Genomic DNA, 16167 nt, shown 5'->3' with positions numbered 1-16167 from the left:
AGGAGAGAACCGGGCGATCCTTCGCCCAGTTAATGGATCAGTGTGGGGCTTTTTCGCTTTCGTCAGCGTCCAGCACCACCTCTTCCGGGCGGATCACCGAGATCAGCTTGAAAATCAGGCTCAGGCCCACGCCCACGATGGTCGCCAGCGCCATGCCCTTCAGCTCGGCCGCACCGATGTGCACCTTCGCGCCGCTCACGCCGATGATCAGGATAACGGAGGTCAGGATCAGGTTTTGCGCCTTGCTGTAATCCACTTTGGATTCAATCAGCACGCGAATACCGGAGGCACCGATCACGCCGTACAGCAGCAGGGAAACGCCGCCCATTACCGGGACCGGGATAATCTGGATCGCTGCCGCCAGCTTGCCCACGCAGGAGAGCAGAATGGCGATGATCGCCGCGCCGCCGATAACCCAGGTACTGTAGACGCGGGTAATCGCCATCACGCCGATGTTTTCACCGTAAGTGGTGTTTGGCGTGGAGCCGAAGAAACCGGAGATGATGGTGGAGAAACCGTTGGCAAACATGGAGCGGTGCAGACCCGGGTCGCGGATCAGGTCGCGCTTCACGATGTTCGCCGTCACCACCAGGTGGCCAACGTGCTCCGCAATTACCACCAGCGCGGCAGGCAGAATGGTGAAAATGGCGAACCATTCAAAGCGTGGGGTGTAGAAAGTTGGCAGCGCGAACCAGTGCGCCTCGGCAATCGGGGTTGTATCCACAACGCCCATGACGAAGGAGAGCGCGTAGCCCGCCAGCACGCCGATCAGGATCGGGATAATCGCCATAAAACCGCGGAACAGCACGGAGCCAAATACCGTCACGCCCAGCGTCACCAGTGAGATGATAATGGTTTTGGAGTCCGGTGACTGGCCGTCCGCAGGCAGCAGGCCGGCCATATTCGCCGCCACGCCCGCCAGCTCCAGGCCGATAACGGCAACGATGGCGCCCATCGCCGCAGGCGGGAACATCACGTCCAGCCAGCCGGTACCGGCTTTCTTCACAATGAAGGAAACCAGGCAGAACAGCACGCCGCACATGATAAAGCCGCCCAGCGCCACTTCATACCCCAGGGGCAGCAGCAACAGCACCGGCGAGATAAAAGCAAAGCTCGACCCCAGATACGCCGGGATTTTGCCTTTACAGATAAAGAGGTACAGCAGCGTCCCGATGCCGTTGAACAGCAGCACGGTAGCCGGGTTAATGTGAAACAGGATTGGCACCAGCACGGTTGCGCCAAACATAGCGAACAGGTGCTGCAAACTAAGCGGGATAGTCTGTAAAAGCGGCGGTCTTTCACTCACCCCGATAGCACGGCGCGTCATAGTGTTTTCCTCTGTGTAGTATTGTTGGTTTTTATTCAAAAAAAAGCCGACTATCAAAGTCGGCTTATTTATCGTTATTCGATTATTTCGTACCAAAGATCTTATCGCCGGCATCGCCGAGCCCCGGGATGATGTACCCGTGCTCGTTCAGCCCCTGGTCGATAGAGGCGGTGTACAGCTCAACGTCCGGGTGCGCTTTTTCCAGCGCCGCGATCCCTTCCGGAGCAGCAACCAGAACCAGCACCTTAATGCTGCTGCAGCCCGCTTTTTTCAGCAGATCGATGGTGGCGATCATTGAACCGCCGGTCGCCAGCATTGGGTCAACCACCAGCGCCATGCGCTCGTCGATGTTAGAGACCAGCTTCTGGAAGTAAGGTACCGGCTCCAGCGTCTCTTCGTTACGGTAGATACCGACCACGCTGATGCGCGCGCTCGGTACGTGCTCCAGCACGCCTTCCATCATGCCAAGACCGGCACGCAGGATAGGCACCACGGTAATTTTCTTACCTTTGATCTGCTCAACCTGCACCGGGCCGTTCCAGCCTTCGATGGTCACTTTTTCCGTTTCCAGATCGGAGGTTGCTTCGTAGGTCAGCAGGCTGCCCACTTCAGAAGCCAGTTCGCGAAAACGCTTCGTGCTGATGTCATGCTCACGCATCAGGCCCAACTTGTGTTTAACGAGTGGGTGTTTCACTTCCACAATCTTCATTCTCTTTCTCCTCTGAGGTGGCATCCGCAAAAAAATCGCGGGATTATACCGCTTTTTTCGGATTGCGCCATACCCAACTTGCTTGACGTACATCAATCAAAAACAAAAAAACCGGAGGCTGGGCTCCGGCTTGGGTGCGGGGTCTTGCCCGGTGGCGCTGCGCTTACGCGGGCCTACGTGTATTGTAGGTCGGGTAAGCGTTAGCGCCACCCGACAATTAGAGGTTATCGCCGTTGCTCGCAATCACCTGCTTATACCAGTCGAACGATTTCTTCTTGCTGCGGTTCAGGGTGCCGTTACCTTCGTTATCTTTATCGACAAAGATAAAGCCGTAGCGTTTTTTCATTTCGCCCGTTCCGGCAGACACCAGGTCGATACAGCCCCACGGGGTATAGCCCATCAGATCCACGCCGTCTTCCACCACTGCTTTTTTCATCTCGCGGATGTGTGCTGAAAGGTAATCGATGCGGTACTGGTCGTTCACCGTGCCGTCGCTCTCCTGCACGTCGATCGCGCCAAAGCCGTTCTCAACGATAAACAGCGGCAGCTGATAGTGATCCCAGAACCAGTTCAGAGAGTAGCGCAGCCCGACCGGATCAATCTGCCAGCCCCAGTCAGATTTCTGCACGTACGGGTTGGAGACCAGGCTCTTGCTTTCGTCGTAGTCCAGCGCCGGGTTATCTGCCGTCGCTTTGGTGGCGAAAGACATGTAGTAGCTGAACCCGATGTAATCCACGCAGCCCTGTTTCAGCGCGGCTTTATCTTCTTCGGTGATATCCAGCGCGAAGCCGCGACGCTCGAAGTAGTTGAGCAGATGCTGCGGATATTTGCCGCGCACGTGAACGTCGGTAAACCAGTAGCGACGGTGCATGGCGTTCATCGCCATCATCATGTCGTCCGGCGCACAGGTCAGCGGGTAGATGGGGCACATGGCAATCATGCAGCCGATCTGCAGCGACGGGTTAATCTCGCGCCCCGCCTTCACCGCCAGGGCGCTGGCCACCAGCTCGTAGTGCGCCGCCTGGAACATCACCGGCTCGCGGTCTTCACCCGGCGCGTACTTCAGCCCGGAGTTGGTAAATGGCGCAAAGTCTTCGTGGAAGTTGGCCTGGTTGTTGATCTCGTTAAAGGTCATCCAGTACTTCACCTTGTGCTGGTAACGCTCAAAAACGACCTTTGCAAAACGCACGAAGAAGTCGATCAGCTTACGGTTGCGCCAGCCGCCGTATTCCGTCACCAGGTGAAACGGCATCTCAAAGTGGGAAAGCGTGATAACCGGTTCGATGCCGTACTTCAGGCATTCGTCGAACAGATCGTCATAGAATTTGAGGCCCGCCTCGTTCGGCTCCAGCTCGTCGCCTTTCGGGAAGATACGCGTCCAGGCGATAGAGGTACGGAAGCATTTGAACCCCATATCGGCAAAGAGTTTGATGTCTTCTTTATAACGGTGGTAGAAATCGATAGCCTCATGGTTAGGGTAGTTTTTCCCCTCCAGCACGCCGTTGGTGATTTCACGCGGCACGCCGTGGGCGCCCGCGGTCATGACGTCGGCAACGCTTACGCCCTTACCGCCCTCTTTCCAGCCGCCCTCAAGCTGGTGCGCCGCAACGGCCCCACCCCACAGAAAATCTGCTTTGAATCCTGACATTCGCTTTCCCTCATTCTGCGTTATTTTCTGCAAAAACAATTACAGAAACCGGTTTCAGTTCGATGATGTGCAATGGGGATATTCGTTGCAAGCAGATCGCCGAAACCGGTTTCATTTTCGTGAACGGAGTCAAGTTTGGCTGCATTTACGGGCTATACAGAAAAAAAGATCCCCACGTCCAGAATAGGCTCGCAAACGTTTGCCTGGACTGTTAGAATTGCGCCGATTTTTCTTACTAGCTATGCAATCGCGTGGGGATTTAAGCCGTGACCAACAAAACTTCTCTCAGCTACAAAGATGCCGGTGTTGATATTGACGCAGGTAATGCGCTGGTTGACCGAATCAAAGGTGTGGTGAAGAAAACCCGCCGCCCGGAAGTGATGGGTGGTCTGGGTGGATTCGGCGCACTGTGCGCGCTGCCGCAAAAATATCGTGAACCTGTTCTGGTCTCGGGTACTGACGGCGTAGGCACCAAGCTGCGCCTGGCGATGGATTTAAAACGTCACGACACGATCGGTATCGATCTGGTTGCGATGTGTGTGAACGACCTGGTGGTTCAGGGCGCAGAGCCGCTGTTCTTCCTCGATTACTACGCGACCGGCAAACTGGATGTGGATACCGCAGCCAGCGTCATAAACGGTATCGCCGAAGGCTGTCTGCAGTCCGGCTGTGCGCTGGTGGGCGGTGAAACCGCTGAAATGCCGGGCATGTACCACGGCGAAGATTATGACGTCGCGGGCTTCTGCGTCGGCGTAGTAGAAAAATCAGAAATTATCGACGGCAGCAAAGTGGCCGATGGCGATGTGCTGATCGCGCTGGCCTCCAGCGGCCCGCACTCTAACGGCTACTCTCTGGTGCGTAAAATCCTCGAAGTAAGCGGCTGCGACCCGCTGACCACCGAGCTGGACGGCAAACCGCTGGCCGACCACCTGCTGGCCCCAACCCGCATCTATGTGAAAAACGTGCTGGAGCTTATCGAGAACGTTGACGTTCACGCTATTGCTCACCTGACCGGCGGCGGCTTCTGGGAAAACATCCCGCGCGTGCTGCCTGACAACACCCAGGCGGTGATCGACGAATCCTCATGGCAGTGGCCAGCCGTCTTTAACTGGCTGCAGACTGCAGGCAACGTGAGCTCTCACGAAATGTACCGCACCTTTAACTGCGGCGTGGGCATGGTTATCGCCCTGCCGGCAAGCGAAGCGGATAAAGCGGTTAAGCTGCTGACCGAGAAAGGTGAAAACGCGTGGAAAATCGGTACGATTAAAGCCTCCGATTCCGAACAGCGTGTGGTCATTGAATGAAAAACATCGTGGTGCTCATTTCCGGCAACGGAAGCAATTTGCAGGCCATCATAGACGCCTGCAAACAGAAGAAAATCAATGGCACCATTCGGGCAGTTTTCAGCAACAAGGCCGACGCGTTCGGCCTTGAGCGCGCGCGGGAAGCGAACATTCCCGCTCACGCGCTGGAAGCCAGCCAGTTCGCCGGACGTGAAGCCTTTGACCGCGAGCTGGTGCAGGAGATTGACGCCTACGCGCCCGACCTCGTGGTGCTGGCGGGCTATATGCGTATTCTGAGCCCAGCCTTCGTCGAACACTACGCCGGTCGACTGCTGAATATTCACCCTTCCCTGCTGCCAAAATATCCCGGCCTGCATACCCATCGTCAGGTGCTGGAAAACGGTGACGAGGAGCACGGTACCTCCGTCCATTTCGTGACCGACGAGCTGGACGGTGGCCCGGTGATCCTGCAGGCGAAAGTCCCGGTCTTTGACGGCGACAACGAAGACGACGTGACCGAACGCGTGCAGACGCAGGAGCACGCCATTTACCCGCTGGTGGTAAGCTGGTTTGTCGACGGGCGTCTGGAGATGCGCGACGGCGCAGCCTGGCTGGACGGCGTGAAGTTGCCCCCGCAGGGTTATGCGGCCGAAGAGTAGTTTGCTATGTCGGGTGGCGCTTCGCTTACCCGATATTCCCTCCCCCAACCCGCTAAATTCCCCAACAAAAAAAATAACTGTCATACTTTTCTGGCACTGTTGGACATATCGTGGAAATGCTCGCCATAATAAGGACGAGACGGATTTACCACGTCCTGTGAATGAACTGGAGTGTGAGCTGTAATGGGTCAGGAAAAGTTATATATCGAGAAAGAGCTAAGCTGGTTAGCATTTAACGAACGTGTACTCCAGGAAGCGGCAGACAAAAGTAACCCGCTGATCGAACGCATGCGTTTTTTAGGCATTTATTCCAACAACCTGGATGAGTTCTACAAGGTTCGCTTTGCCGAGCTGAAAAGACGCATCATCATCAGCGAAGAACAGGGCTTAAACTCGCACTCGCGGCATCTGCTGGGCAAAATCCAGTCCCGCGTGCTGAAAGCCGATCAGGAATTTGACGGCCTGTATAACGAACTGCTGCTGGAGATGGCGCGCAATCAAATCTTCCTGATTAACGAACGTCAGCTTTCCGTTAACCAACAAAACTGGCTGCGCCACTACTTTAAACAGTACCTGCGCCAGCACATTACCCCGATTCTCATCAACCGCGAAACCGATCTGGTGCAGTTCCTGAAGGATGACTACACCTACCTGGCGGTGGAAATTATTCGCGGTGAATCCATCCGTTATGCCCTGCTGGAGATCCCGTCCGACAAGGTGCCGCGCTTTGTGAACCTGCCGCCGGAAACCCCGCGCAGACGCAAGCCGATGATCCTGCTGGATAACATCCTGCGCTACTGTCTGGACGACATTTTCAAAGGCTTCTTCGATTACGATGCGTTAAACGCCTACTCGATGAAGATGACCCGTGACGCCGAATATGACCTGGTGCACGAGATGGAAGCCAGCCTGATGGAGCTGATGTCCTCCAGCCTGAAACAGCGCCTGACGGCCGAGCCGGTGCGCTTTGTCTATCAGCGCGACATGCCGGACGCCATGGTGGAGATGCTGCGCGAGAAGCTGACCATTTCGCGCTATGACTCCATCGTGCCGGGTGGCCGTTATCACAACTTTAAAGACTTCATTGGCTTCCCGAACGTTGGCAAAGCCAATCTGGTGAACAAACCGCTGCCGCGCCTGCGTCATATCTGGTTCGATAAATTCCGCAACGGATTCGACGCCATCCGCGAGCGCGACGTGCTGCTCTACTACCCGTACCACACCTTTGAACACGTGCTGGAGCTGCTGCGTCAGGCCTCGTTCGACCCGAACGTGCTGGCGATCAAAATCAACATCTACCGCGTGGCAAAAGATTCTCGCATCATCGATGCGATGATCCACGCGGCACACAACGGCAAAAAAGTCACCGTGGTGGTTGAGCTGCAGGCGCGCTTCGACGAAGAGGCGAACATTCACTGGGCGCGCCGCCTGACGGAAGCGGGCGTGCACGTGATCTTCTCCGCGCCGGGTCTGAAAATTCACGCCAAACTGTTTCTGATCTCGCGTAAAGAGGGTGATGACGTGGTGCGCTATGCCCACATCGGCACCGGGAACTTTAACGAAAAAACCGCGCGGATTTATACCGACTACTCGCTCTTAACCGCTGACGCCCGCATTACCAACGAAGTGCGCCGGGTCTTTAACTTTATCGAAAACCCGTACCGCCCGGTGAGCTTCGACTATCTGCTGGTCTCACCGCAGAACTCGCGCCGCCTGCTGTACGATATGATCGATAAAGAGATCGCCAATGCCCAGAAAGGCTTGTCGTCCGGCATCACGCTGAAGCTTAACAACCTGGTCGATAAAGGGCTGGTGGACAGGCTGTATGCGGCGTCCAGCTCCGGCGTGCCGGTTAACCTGCTGATCCGCGGCATGTGCTCGCTTATTCCGGAACTGGAAGGCATCAGCGACAATATTCGCGTTATCAGCATCGTTGACCGCTACCTGGAGCACGATAGGGTCTATATTTTCGATAATGCGGGCGATAAACAGGTCTATCTCTCTTCGGCAGACTGGATGACGCGCAATATTGACTATCGAATTGAAGTCGCGACGCCGCTGCTGGATCCGCGTCTGAAACAGCGTATCCTCGACATTATCGAGATCCTGTTCAGCGATACGGTGAAGGCGCGCTATATCGACAAAGAACTCAGTAACCGCTACGTACCGCGCGGCAACCGCCGTAAAGTGCGGTCACAGCTGGCGATTTACGACTATATCAAATCACTCGAGCAACCCGATTAACCTATGCCGATAAATGATAAGACCCCACGCCCGCAGGAATACGCCGCGGTCGATCTTGGCTCTAACAGTTTTCACATGGTCATCGCCCGTGAGGTGGATGGCGCGCTGCAGATCATCGGTCGTCTGAAGCAGCGCGTACACCTGGCGGATGGGCTTGATGAGCGCAGCATGCTCAGCGAAGAGGCGATGGAGCGTGGTTTAAACTGCCTGTCGCTGTTTGCCGAACGCCTGCAGGGCTTCTCGCCCTCCAGCGTTTGCATCGTGGGCACCCACACGCTGCGCCAGGCGCTGAACGCGCCGGAGTTCCTCAAGCGGGCCGAAAAAGTGATCCCCTACCCGATTGAGATCATCTCCGGTAACGAGGAGGCGCGTCTGATTTTCATGGGCGTTGAACATACCCAGCCGGAAAAAGGGCGCAAGCTGGTGATCGACATCGGTGGTGGTTCTACGGAGCTGGTGATCGGCGAAGACTTTGAGCCGCGCCTGGTGGAGAGCCGTCGCATGGGCTGCGTCAGCTTCGCGCAGATGTACTTCCCCGGCGGCACCATTACCCGTGAAAACTTCCAGCGGGCGAAAATGGCTGCGATCCAGAAGCTGGAGAATCTGGCCTGGCAGTACCGCATTCAGGGCTGGAACGTGGCGCTGGGCGCGTCGGGCACCATCAAGGCGGCGCATGAAGTGCTGCTGGCGATGGGTGAAAAAGACGGTTTTATCACGCCTGAACGCCTGACCCTGCTGACCGAAGAGGTGCTGAAGCATAAAAGTTTTGACGCCCTAAGCCTGCCGGGGCTTTCCGACGAGCGTAAGGCAGTCTTCGTGCCGGGCCTGGCTATTCTCTGCGGCGTCTTTGACGCCCTGGCGATTAAAGAGCTGCGCCTTTCCGACGGCGCGCTGCGTGAGGGGGTGCTGTATGAGATGGAGGGCCGCTTCCGCCATCAGGACATTCGCAGCCGCACCGCGCAAAGCCTGGCCAACCAGTACAACATCGACCGCGAGCAGGCGAAGCGCGTGCTGGAAACCACGGTGCAGATGTACGAGCAGTGGCAGGAGCAGAACCCCAAGCTGGCGCACCCGCAGCTTGCCGCGCTGCTGAAATGGGCCGCGATGCTGCACGAGGTGGGGCTGAACATCAACCACAGCGGGATGCACCGCCATTCAGCGTATATTCTGCAAAACAGCGATCTGCCCGGCTTCAACCAGGAGCAGCAAACCATGATGGCGACCCTGGTGCGCTATCACCGTAAAGCCATCAAGCTCGACGATCTGCCGCGCTTCACGCTGTTTAAGAAAAAGCAGTTCCTGCCGCTTATTCAGCTGCTGCGCCTGGGCGTGCTGCTGAACAATCAGCGTCAGGCCACCACCACACCGCCGACGCTGAAGCTGAAAACCGACGATCACCACTGGACGCTGAGCTTCCCGCACGACTGGTTCAGCCAGAACGCGCTGGTCCTGCTGGACCTGGAAAAAGAGCAGCAGTACTGGGAAGCGGTCACCGGCTGGATGCTCAAAATCGAGGAAGATAGCGCCGACGTCGCCGCGTAACGGCTCAGGCGTCCGCCGTGGACGCCTCTGCTTCCAGCAGTGACTCAAGCGGTGCCGGTCTGCCAATCAGATAGCCCTGCACATAATCAATGCCTAGCGCGTGCACCGCGCTACGTATCTCTTCGGTCTCGACATATTCCGCCACCACCAGCATCTTCTTCATGCGCGCCAGATGACAGATAGAGGCCACAATCTGGTAATCCAGACTGTTGTTGACGATATTGCGGATGAAATCGCCGTCGATTTTGAGAATGTCCGCATCCACGCTTTTCAGCCGCGCATAGCTCGCATAGCCGGTACCAAAATCATCGATCGCAATGCGTACCCCCATTTTCTGCAGCTGCCGCAGGATGTGGAGCCCCTGCTCCGCGTTGCAGAAGGTGCTGCACTCCGTCACTTCAAAGATCAGCTGCCACGGCTCAATGGCATATTTCGCCAGCAGGCGACTCACCTCAAGCGGGAACTGCACCCGACACACCGTTGAAGGGGCCAGATTAATGGCAAAGCGCTGGCCGGGCAGCCGTTCGCGATGCGCGGCGAGGAAGCGCAGCGTATGCTCCAGCACCCACAAATCCACCCGCGAAGAGAGGCCAAACTCCTGGGCTATCGGCAGGAATTGTTCAGGGGAGATCAACAGCCCGTTTGCATCAATCATCCGCAGCAAGACCTCATGATACCTATCGCCACGCAGGCCGCGTACGGGCTGAACGAGCAGCGTGAATGCGTTGTTATCCAGCGCACGCTGCAGGCGACTCATCACCGCGACTTTATCCTTCAGGCTGCGCTGCAGATGGACGGCGCCGCGCTGCTGAAGATTTTCCGGGTGGTTAGAGGAGAGCGATAGATCGGCCACCACCCCCAGCTCACCCAGCACCAGATAGAGGTGGTTAACCGGCGAACGCACATAGCAGTAGCTCACCCCCACCTGCGGCTGCAGCGGCATGCCGTCCCAGACAAAGCGGAACTGCTTGATGTGCTCGTCCAGCGTTTCAATCCGCTGCTGGTGCGATTCGGCATTAAGGCGAACCGCCATGTCACAGCCCGTCAGGTGATAGACCTGCTCATTGGGCTGGAGCGTGCCGTTAATCCATTGCGCCAGCTGCTGTTTGTACTGAATGCGCAGTAACACGCCATAGTTACGGCCCAGAATTTCAAGCTCCGGAACGCGGAGTAAACAGAGCGCCGACCACGGGTTTTTTGCCAGATCTCGCGAAAGCGCCCGCAGGTTAGGCATATGCAGAACCGGGTCGAGCAGCGCCAGCCTGCGGGAGCGTTTGTTCACCGCCCGCTGCCGGGTCGCCAGCATCGACATGTAAATCACCACAAACGAGAAGACCAGATAGCTGGAAGAGGTGATTGCCAGCTGAATGTCATACCCCTGGTTCACGGGGATATAGCGGTAAAAATAGTGAATAGACACCAGCAGTATCGGGATCCAGATAAGCGAAATCAGCTTATAGCCAAAGCGCATCGCCCCCCAGAGCATCACCGGCATCAGCAGCGACAGGGTGTAGTTAGTGGTGAAAATCGAACTGTTTTCATTCATCGGCAGCAGCAGGAGCGAAAGCAGCCCGGCAAGCGCAATGGCCCAAATCAGAAACTCAGCGCGCGTCACCTTTTTGTCTATCTGGGTACGGATCTGCGAGATGAGGCTTTTGAGATAGCGCGGATGACGAATCAGGCGGATCAGCAGATAACTTAACGGCACGCCCGTCAGACCGCTGACCAGCAAGGCCTGATAGTTGATCAGCGTGCGAATGTTGAGGGGGTTAAGCCCTGCCAGGCTCTGGCGACTCTCGTACACGCCCAGATACACCGCAAACTGGAACAACAGCAGAAACAGCGTCGCGGGGCAGAAGGCCTGCCAGAAGATGCGCTGCGCCATCAGCCGTACGTCGCCATACGCCGTCATATTGCGTCTGGGCGCAAACACCCGGTAGCCGCCCCAGCTAATCACTATAGGGACAATAAAATGGAGCACGCCGGCGACGGTTTCAAACAGCCCGACCGACGGGTAATAGCGAATAAACAGCGCCAGTACAATACCGGGCAGGGCTTCCAGACCAAAAAACATCATCAGCGAAAGCAAAAAAGAGAGCGGTAAATAATAGAGCGCCGCAATGCCGTCGCCCAGCTGCGTGAACGTATTCGCCACGCTCAGCACGGGCAGTAACCCCACCGGCAAAATAAGCGGCAATGCCCACCAGCGGTTTTTATTGTTTTTAAGAAAAGCGAAAATGTTCATAGATGCCCGGTTAAATCCCTTTTACTCCAGAGGGAAAATAAAGACAGGCATCCAACCTGACCTGACGCCGCCCCGGTGATGTGCAGGGCGAACAGTGTGGAGGAGGGATTTTAAATACCAGAGCCGGGAATCCGTTGACTTAAATCAAACTATTTTACGCAAATAAGCTTTGCACAGCGTTTTTTTGAAATAATTTTCTTCATATTATCAATATGGTAAATGCAAATATTAATTTCAATAACAATAATTAATGTAAACGTTGACGGTTATTTACACATGACGGAATTGACCCTCTCTTTCCGCTGTGCCTTAATATCCCCGTCGCCCAGAAGGGCATGCCCAGGAAAAGGAAGAGTGAGTCAGGCCACGCGTATGCGCAAACGACACCGTTTTAACACCCGGATGACCCGCATTATACTGCTCATCAGCTTTCTGTTTTTCTTTGGCCGCTTCGTTTACTCTTCTATCGGCGCCTGGTATCACCATCAGGACAAAATCCAGTCGCAGCAAACGGGTCTGGTGGTCGACGCCCCCGTGCGCTAGCCACAACATCGGGCTTCCCTGCCCTTAGCTGTTAAAGCACGAATCCACCGTCAATCGTCAGGCTCGCTCCTGTCATATATCCAGACTCTTCTCCCGAAAGCCATGCGGCAAGCGATGCGATCTCCTCTGGCTGCCCAATGCGTTTCAAAGGGATATGTGCAGTGATCTGCTCTTCCATTCCGGCCGTCATATCCGTGGCGACGGGGCCGGGCTGGATATTGTTGATTGTGATCCGTTTCGGAGCCAGATCCAGCGCCAGATTTTGCACCATGGCTGCCACCGCAGCTTTACTCATCGCATAAACGCTACTTCCTGCATGCCCGGTTCGCACAGCGGTATTGCTGCCAATGGTGATTATCCTCCCCCCTTCCCTCATTCGCTTAGCTGCCGCCTGGACAGAGAGGAAAACGCCGCGCACGTTCACCGACAGGGTGGCGTCCAGATCGTCCAGCTGATAATCCTCAAGCATGCCCAGCCGCAGTACGCCTGCGTTCACTACGGCAACATCCAGCCTGCCGTAGTGGTTAATCGTGGCATCGACCGCGGCCTGAATCGCCGTTGCGTCAGCGCTATCAGCGTTAATCGCCAGCGCCACCCCGCCCGCATCAGTAATTGATGAGACGAGAGCATTAACCCGGTCCGGGCGTGATACCCATGTCACGGCAACGCGATAGCCTTCCTTCGCCAGCCGCGTCGCTATAGCCGCGCCAATTCCGCGTGCGCCGCCGAAAATCAATGCAACTTTTTCACTCTTCATGATGTTTTCTCCGGGAAGTATCCGCATCGGATGGATGTGCCTGAAGGCACCATGCCAGCAAACGTCTCGTCATGCTCAGACGAAATGTATCGCACTGTATCTCCCCCACCTGGCTTACGCATCGATACAAAAATCCCGCTTAAGCAAACAGACGCGATACATAAAAATGGTCTGCTGTCTCTCGTGACATAAACCCACGAGGAGATACCGAAATGATTCGCCAGCATCTGTTACTTCCTTTACTCGCTCTGACGACTTCCGTCTGCGCCGCGCCCCTGAGCGGCCTCAGCGCCGCCGATGTTAATGGCCCAGCCGCCGTTGCGCCGTTGGCACAGCCGCAGCCGCCCGCAAAGCTGATAGTCGATCCACCGCTTACCGGGCCGCTAAGCAAAGGCGCGGTGTTTATTCAGTACCGGGCCGAAAACCTGCGCATTGAACCTGTATTCGGGCCCGACGCGCTGAAAGTCACTCCACGCATCGGCCACATCCACGTCGTGGTTGATGACGCGCCGTGGCACTGGGCTGACGCCAGCGGAGAGCCGGTGATTCTGGTGGGTCTGCCCGCCGGTAAGCACAAGGTGACGATTATTCTGGCCGATCCGACGCATAAGCCCCTCGATCACAAAACCCTCGAATTCACCGTGCCGCCCCACGCGGCGATCCACCATTTTTAAGGAGTCTGAAGATGAAAGCACTGTCTGTACTGACAGCAGGCCTGCTGGCGCTTTCGGCTAGCGCTTTTGCGGAGAATAAAACCAGCGTCGTGCTGGTGCACGGCGCGTTTGCCGACGGCAGCAGCTGGAATAAGGTGATTACCCGGCTGCAAAAACACCATACCGAGGTCATCGCCGTTCAGCTCCCGCTTACGTCGCTAAAAGATGACGTAGCGGCCACCCAACGCGCCATCGCCCGTGCTAAGGGGGACGTCGTGCTGGTCGGTCACTCCTGGGGTGGCACCGTGATTAGCGAAGCGGGCAACGATGCACGGGTCAAATCGCTGGTTTACGTGGCGGCGTTCGCGCCGGATTCCGGCCAGTCGACGGCAGAGCTGGCGAATACCTTCCCGGCCCCGCCCGGAAGTGCAGGCATCGCTAAAACGGCTGAAGGTTACTTATACCTGCCGACCGAAGCCGTCAGGAAGGATTTCGCACCGGATGTCAAACCGGCTGAACAACTGACCATCGCCGCCACGCAGGGGCCAATTAAAGCCGATGCATTTGGCGAAAAGGTCACTCACGCCGCGTGGCACAATAAGCCGAGCTGGTATGTGGTGAGTGAGAATGACAGGATGATTAACCCCGCGCTTGAGCGCGCGATGGCGAAAACGATCCACGCGAAAACCACGGGGGTCGCGGCGAGTCACGTGTCGATGGTGAGCCAGCCAGAGGCCATCGCCCGAACGATTGAGCAGGCGTTAGAAGCAAGGTAAGCGTTTCACAGGCCGGGTAAGCGCAGCGCCACCCGGCAAAAAAGCCGCTTCAGCGGCTGCCTGTGGCGGGATAATCGCGATTAATCCACGCATGGTCCTCTTCCCAGGTGAACATCCATTTGCGCACCGGACCGGCCATCACGTTGAGGTAGTAGCTGTCATACCCGGCCATCGTCGCCACCGGGTGATACCCCTTCGGCACCATCACCACGTCACGGTTGTAGACCGCCATACACTCATCCAGCGTTCTGTCGTCGGTGTAGACGCGCTGCATGCAGAACCCCTGCTCCGGGTTGAGGCGATGATAGTAGGTCTCCTCCAGGTAAGTCTCCTGGGGCGGGTTATCCGTGTCGTGCTTGTGGCTCGGGTACGAGCTGGTGCAGCCCTCGTTAGTCCAGACTTCCACCACCAGCAGGCTGTCGGCGGGCTTATCTTCCGGCAAAATGTTGTGCACGTAGCGCTGGTTATGGCCCTTGCCGCGCGCTTCAGCGTCGATATCCTGCGGCGCAATCAGCCGCGTCGGATACGTGCCTTTGCCGGGGGCGGCGCAGACCGCCAGCTCGAGCCTCGTCAGCGCCTTCACTTGCACCGTCTCTTGCGGAGTGACGTACACCGCCCACGGCTTGATGCGCTCGAACGGGCTCATCCGCTCGCCGATGTCGTTAAACTGCGCGGAAGGCGTGCTGATGGAGGCGCGCCCGGCGACCAGCACCAGACAGCGCTCTTCGCTGACCGCGGGCAGCGTCAGCGTCTGCCCCTCCTGCAGCTCATACGCCTCAAACCCGACGTATCCCCACCCTGCGCGTTCCGGCGTGACGGACTGAGTGCGCCCCTCCGCGTTCGGCTGTTGCCAGCGTGATAACAGACGTGACATGTCACCTCCTCAAATCAGCCCGGCGTCGCGCGCCAGACGGCTCAGGTTGTTATACCCCAGACGGGCGTAGGTCAGCGGATGGGCAACCGCCGGGTCCTGCTCCGCCTCCACCACCAGCCAGCCATGATAGTCCTGCGCCTTCAGCAGCCGCATTATCGGCGGGTAATCGACGCAGCCGTCGCCCGGCACGGTAAACACGCCGCTCAGCACCGCATCGAGGAAGCTGGTTTTGCGGTTTTTCACGTCCGCCAGCACGTCTGCGCGCACGTCTTTGCAGTGAACGTGGTTGATGCGCGACGCCCAGCGCTGCGCCACCGCCAGCGGATCGGCCCCGGCAAAGGTCAGGTGACCGGTGTCCAGCAGCAGTCCCACCGCCTCTCCGGTGTGGGTCATCAGGTTGTCCACGTCGTCGGCGGACTCAATCACCGTGCCCATATGATGATGGTAAGCAATCTGGACTCCCTGCTGCTGCGTGTAGCGGGCAAATTCGGTGAGCTTCTCGCCGTACTCCTTCCAGCGCGCCTGAGGGAAGCGCGGACGCAGATGCACCGGGGTCTGCTGCTCGCCGTGAATGCAGCCGCTCACTTCCGCAAAGACCAGCACCTTCGCCCCCAGCTCGCGCAGCAGCGTCAGGTGCGGCTGCACGGCGGCGATCTCCGCCTCCACGCTGCGCTCCAGCAGGCGGCCGGAGTACCAGCCGGAGACCAGCTGCAGGTCGTGGCGCTGCAAAATCGGGCCAAGCAGGCGCGCTTCGCGCGGAAATTTGTTGCCCAGCTCGAAGCCGGCAAAACCGGCCTCTTTCCCTTCGCTCAGGCAGGTCTCCAGCGAGGTTTCCGCGCCGAGGGAAGGCAGATCGTCGTTCGTCCACGTCAGCGGGTTAATGCCTAATTGCACACTCATTGTTATC

General features: G+C 57.2%; 14 protein-coding genes. 7 read left to right on the top strand and 7 right to left on the bottom strand.

From position 1 onward, the window contains the following. Positions 1–37 precede the first annotated feature (37 nt). The 3 genes from uraA to IM299_RS12350 all read right to left on the bottom strand — a co-directional run bounded on the left by uraA (position 38) and on the right by IM299_RS12350 (position 3684). Positions 38–1327 (bottom strand): uracil permease, encoded by a 1290-nt coding sequence (uraA, locus tag IM299_RS12360; protein WP_017692944.1) that lies wholly within the window; start codon positions 1325–1327, stop codon positions 38–40. Between the two features lie 82 nt (positions 1328–1409). Further along, a complete protein-coding gene (gene upp, locus IM299_RS12355) occupies positions 1410–2036 on the bottom strand; it encodes a uracil phosphoribosyltransferase (RefSeq protein WP_008501641.1) in 627 nt (208 codons plus the stop codon). A gap of 217 nt (positions 2037–2253) precedes the next feature. Continuing rightward, a complete protein-coding gene (locus IM299_RS12350; protein WP_193357566.1) occupies positions 2254–3684 on the bottom strand; it encodes a 6-phospho-beta-glucosidase in 1431 nt (476 codons plus the stop codon). Between the two features lie 266 nt (positions 3685–3950). On the opposite strand from IM299_RS12350, the gene purM reads away from it, so the two are divergent. The 4 genes from purM to ppx all read left to right on the top strand — a co-directional run bounded on the left by purM (position 3951) and on the right by ppx (position 9412). Then, a complete protein-coding gene (gene purM / locus IM299_RS12345) occupies positions 3951–4988 on the top strand; it encodes a phosphoribosylformylglycinamidine cyclo-ligase (protein ID WP_008501643.1) in 1038 nt (345 codons plus the stop codon). Further along, a complete protein-coding gene (gene purN, locus IM299_RS12340) occupies positions 4985–5626 on the top strand; it encodes a phosphoribosylglycinamide formyltransferase (RefSeq protein WP_028014032.1) in 642 nt (213 codons plus the stop codon). The genes purM and purN overlap by 4 nt, the downstream gene beginning before the upstream one ends. A gap of 183 nt (positions 5627–5809) precedes the next feature. Then, positions 5810–7870 carry a polyphosphate kinase 1 gene (gene ppk1 / locus IM299_RS12335; protein ID WP_028014033.1) on the top strand — a complete coding sequence of 687 codons (2061 nt, stop codon included), beginning with the start codon at positions 5810–5812 and terminating at the stop codon, positions 7868–7870. A gap of 3 nt (positions 7871–7873) precedes the next feature. Beyond that, complete coding sequence (gene ppx, locus IM299_RS12330) at positions 7874–9412, top strand: exopolyphosphatase (protein WP_028014034.1); 1539 nt, start codon at positions 7874–7876, stop codon at positions 9410–9412. A 4-nt stretch (positions 9413–9416) separates the two neighbouring features. On the opposite strand, the gene IM299_RS12325 is transcribed toward ppx, so the two are convergent. Beyond that, positions 9417–11657: an EAL domain-containing protein gene (locus IM299_RS12325; protein WP_193357565.1), complete on the bottom strand. Its 2241-nt coding sequence runs from the start codon at positions 11655–11657 to the stop codon at positions 9417–9419. A gap of 372 nt (positions 11658–12029) precedes the next feature. Here IM299_RS12325 and IM299_RS12320 point away from each other — a divergent pair, with 372 nt between their 5' ends. Next, entirely contained in the window at positions 12030–12200 is a 171-nt protein-coding gene (locus tag IM299_RS12320) for a YfgG family protein (protein ID WP_041911983.1), read from the top strand. Positions 12201–12231: 31 nt separating this feature from the next. Here the strand turns inward: IM299_RS12320 and IM299_RS12315 are convergent, their stop codons facing one another. Beyond that, entirely contained in the window at positions 12232–12957 is a 726-nt protein-coding gene (locus IM299_RS12315) for a 3-oxoacyl-ACP reductase family protein (protein WP_075206238.1), read from the bottom strand. Positions 12958–13169: 212 nt separating this feature from the next. Here IM299_RS12315 and IM299_RS12310 point away from each other — a divergent pair, with 212 nt between their 5' ends. Together IM299_RS12310 and IM299_RS12305 are read left to right on the top strand one after the other, a co-directional pair. Then, the gene (locus tag IM299_RS12310; protein WP_193357564.1) at positions 13170–13631 is read left to right on the top strand and encodes a DUF6130 family protein; all 462 of its coding nucleotides are present in this window, start codon (positions 13170–13172) and stop codon (positions 13629–13631) included. An 11-nt stretch (positions 13632–13642) separates the two neighbouring features. Then, positions 13643–14386, top strand: coding sequence for an alpha/beta fold hydrolase (locus IM299_RS12305; protein WP_048957778.1), 744 nt, complete (start codon positions 13643–13645; stop codon positions 14384–14386). A gap of 49 nt (positions 14387–14435) precedes the next feature. Here the strand turns inward: IM299_RS12305 and iolB are convergent, their stop codons facing one another. Together iolB and iolE are read right to left on the bottom strand one after the other, a co-directional pair. After that, entirely contained in the window at positions 14436–15260 is an 825-nt protein-coding gene (gene iolB, locus IM299_RS12300; protein WP_048957777.1) for a 5-deoxy-glucuronate isomerase, read from the bottom strand. Positions 15261–15269: 9 nt separating this feature from the next. Continuing rightward, on the bottom strand, positions 15270–16160 hold the full coding sequence (gene iolE / locus IM299_RS12295; protein ID WP_048957776.1) for a myo-inosose-2 dehydratase: 891 nt from the start codon (positions 16158–16160) through the stop codon (positions 15270–15272). Between the last annotated feature and the right edge of the window lie 7 nt (positions 16161–16167).

The sequence above is a fragment of the Enterobacter cloacae complex sp. P47BA genome, from assembly GCF_014930485.1.
Classification (GTDB): domain Bacteria; phylum Pseudomonadota; class Gammaproteobacteria; order Enterobacterales; family Enterobacteriaceae; genus Enterobacter; species Enterobacter bugandensis.
Note: the sequence above shows the minus strand (reverse complement) of the source record. Positions and strands in the feature narration are given on the sequence as shown.

Coding starts and splice junctions, on each gene's coding strand:
- ppk1 (WP_028014033.1), top strand. CDS start 5,810: ATGGGTCAGGAAAAGTTATATATCGAGAAAGAGCTAAGCTGGTTAGCA.
- IM299_RS12310 (WP_193357564.1), top strand. CDS start 13,170: ATGATTCGCCAGCATCTGTTACTTCCTTTACTCGCTCTGACGACTTCC.
- purN (WP_028014032.1), top strand. CDS start 4,985: ATGAAAAACATCGTGGTGCTCATTTCCGGCAACGGAAGCAATTTGCAG.
- iolB (WP_048957777.1), bottom strand. CDS start 15,260: ATGTCACGTCTGTTATCACGCTGGCAACAGCCGAACGCGGAGGGGCGC.
- upp (WP_008501641.1), bottom strand. CDS start 2,036: ATGAAGATTGTGGAAGTGAAACACCCACTCGTTAAACACAAGTTGGGC.
- uraA (WP_017692944.1), bottom strand. CDS start 1,327: ATGACGCGCCGTGCTATCGGGGTGAGTGAAAGACCGCCGCTTTTACAG.
- iolE (WP_048957776.1), bottom strand. CDS start 16,160: ATGAGTGTGCAATTAGGCATTAACCCGCTGACGTGGACGAACGACGAT.
- IM299_RS12305 (WP_048957778.1), top strand. CDS start 13,643: ATGAAAGCACTGTCTGTACTGACAGCAGGCCTGCTGGCGCTTTCGGCT.
- IM299_RS12320 (WP_041911983.1), top strand. CDS start 12,030: ATGCGCAAACGACACCGTTTTAACACCCGGATGACCCGCATTATACTG.
- IM299_RS12350 (WP_193357566.1), bottom strand. CDS start 3,684: ATGTCAGGATTCAAAGCAGATTTTCTGTGGGGTGGGGCCGTTGCGGCG.
- IM299_RS12325 (WP_193357565.1), bottom strand. CDS start 11,657: ATGAACATTTTCGCTTTTCTTAAAAACAATAAAAACCGCTGGTGGGCA.
- ppx (WP_028014034.1), top strand. CDS start 7,874: ATGCCGATAAATGATAAGACCCCACGCCCGCAGGAATACGCCGCGGTC.
- IM299_RS12315 (WP_075206238.1), bottom strand. CDS start 12,957: ATGAAGAGTGAAAAAGTTGCATTGATTTTCGGCGGCGCACGCGGAATT.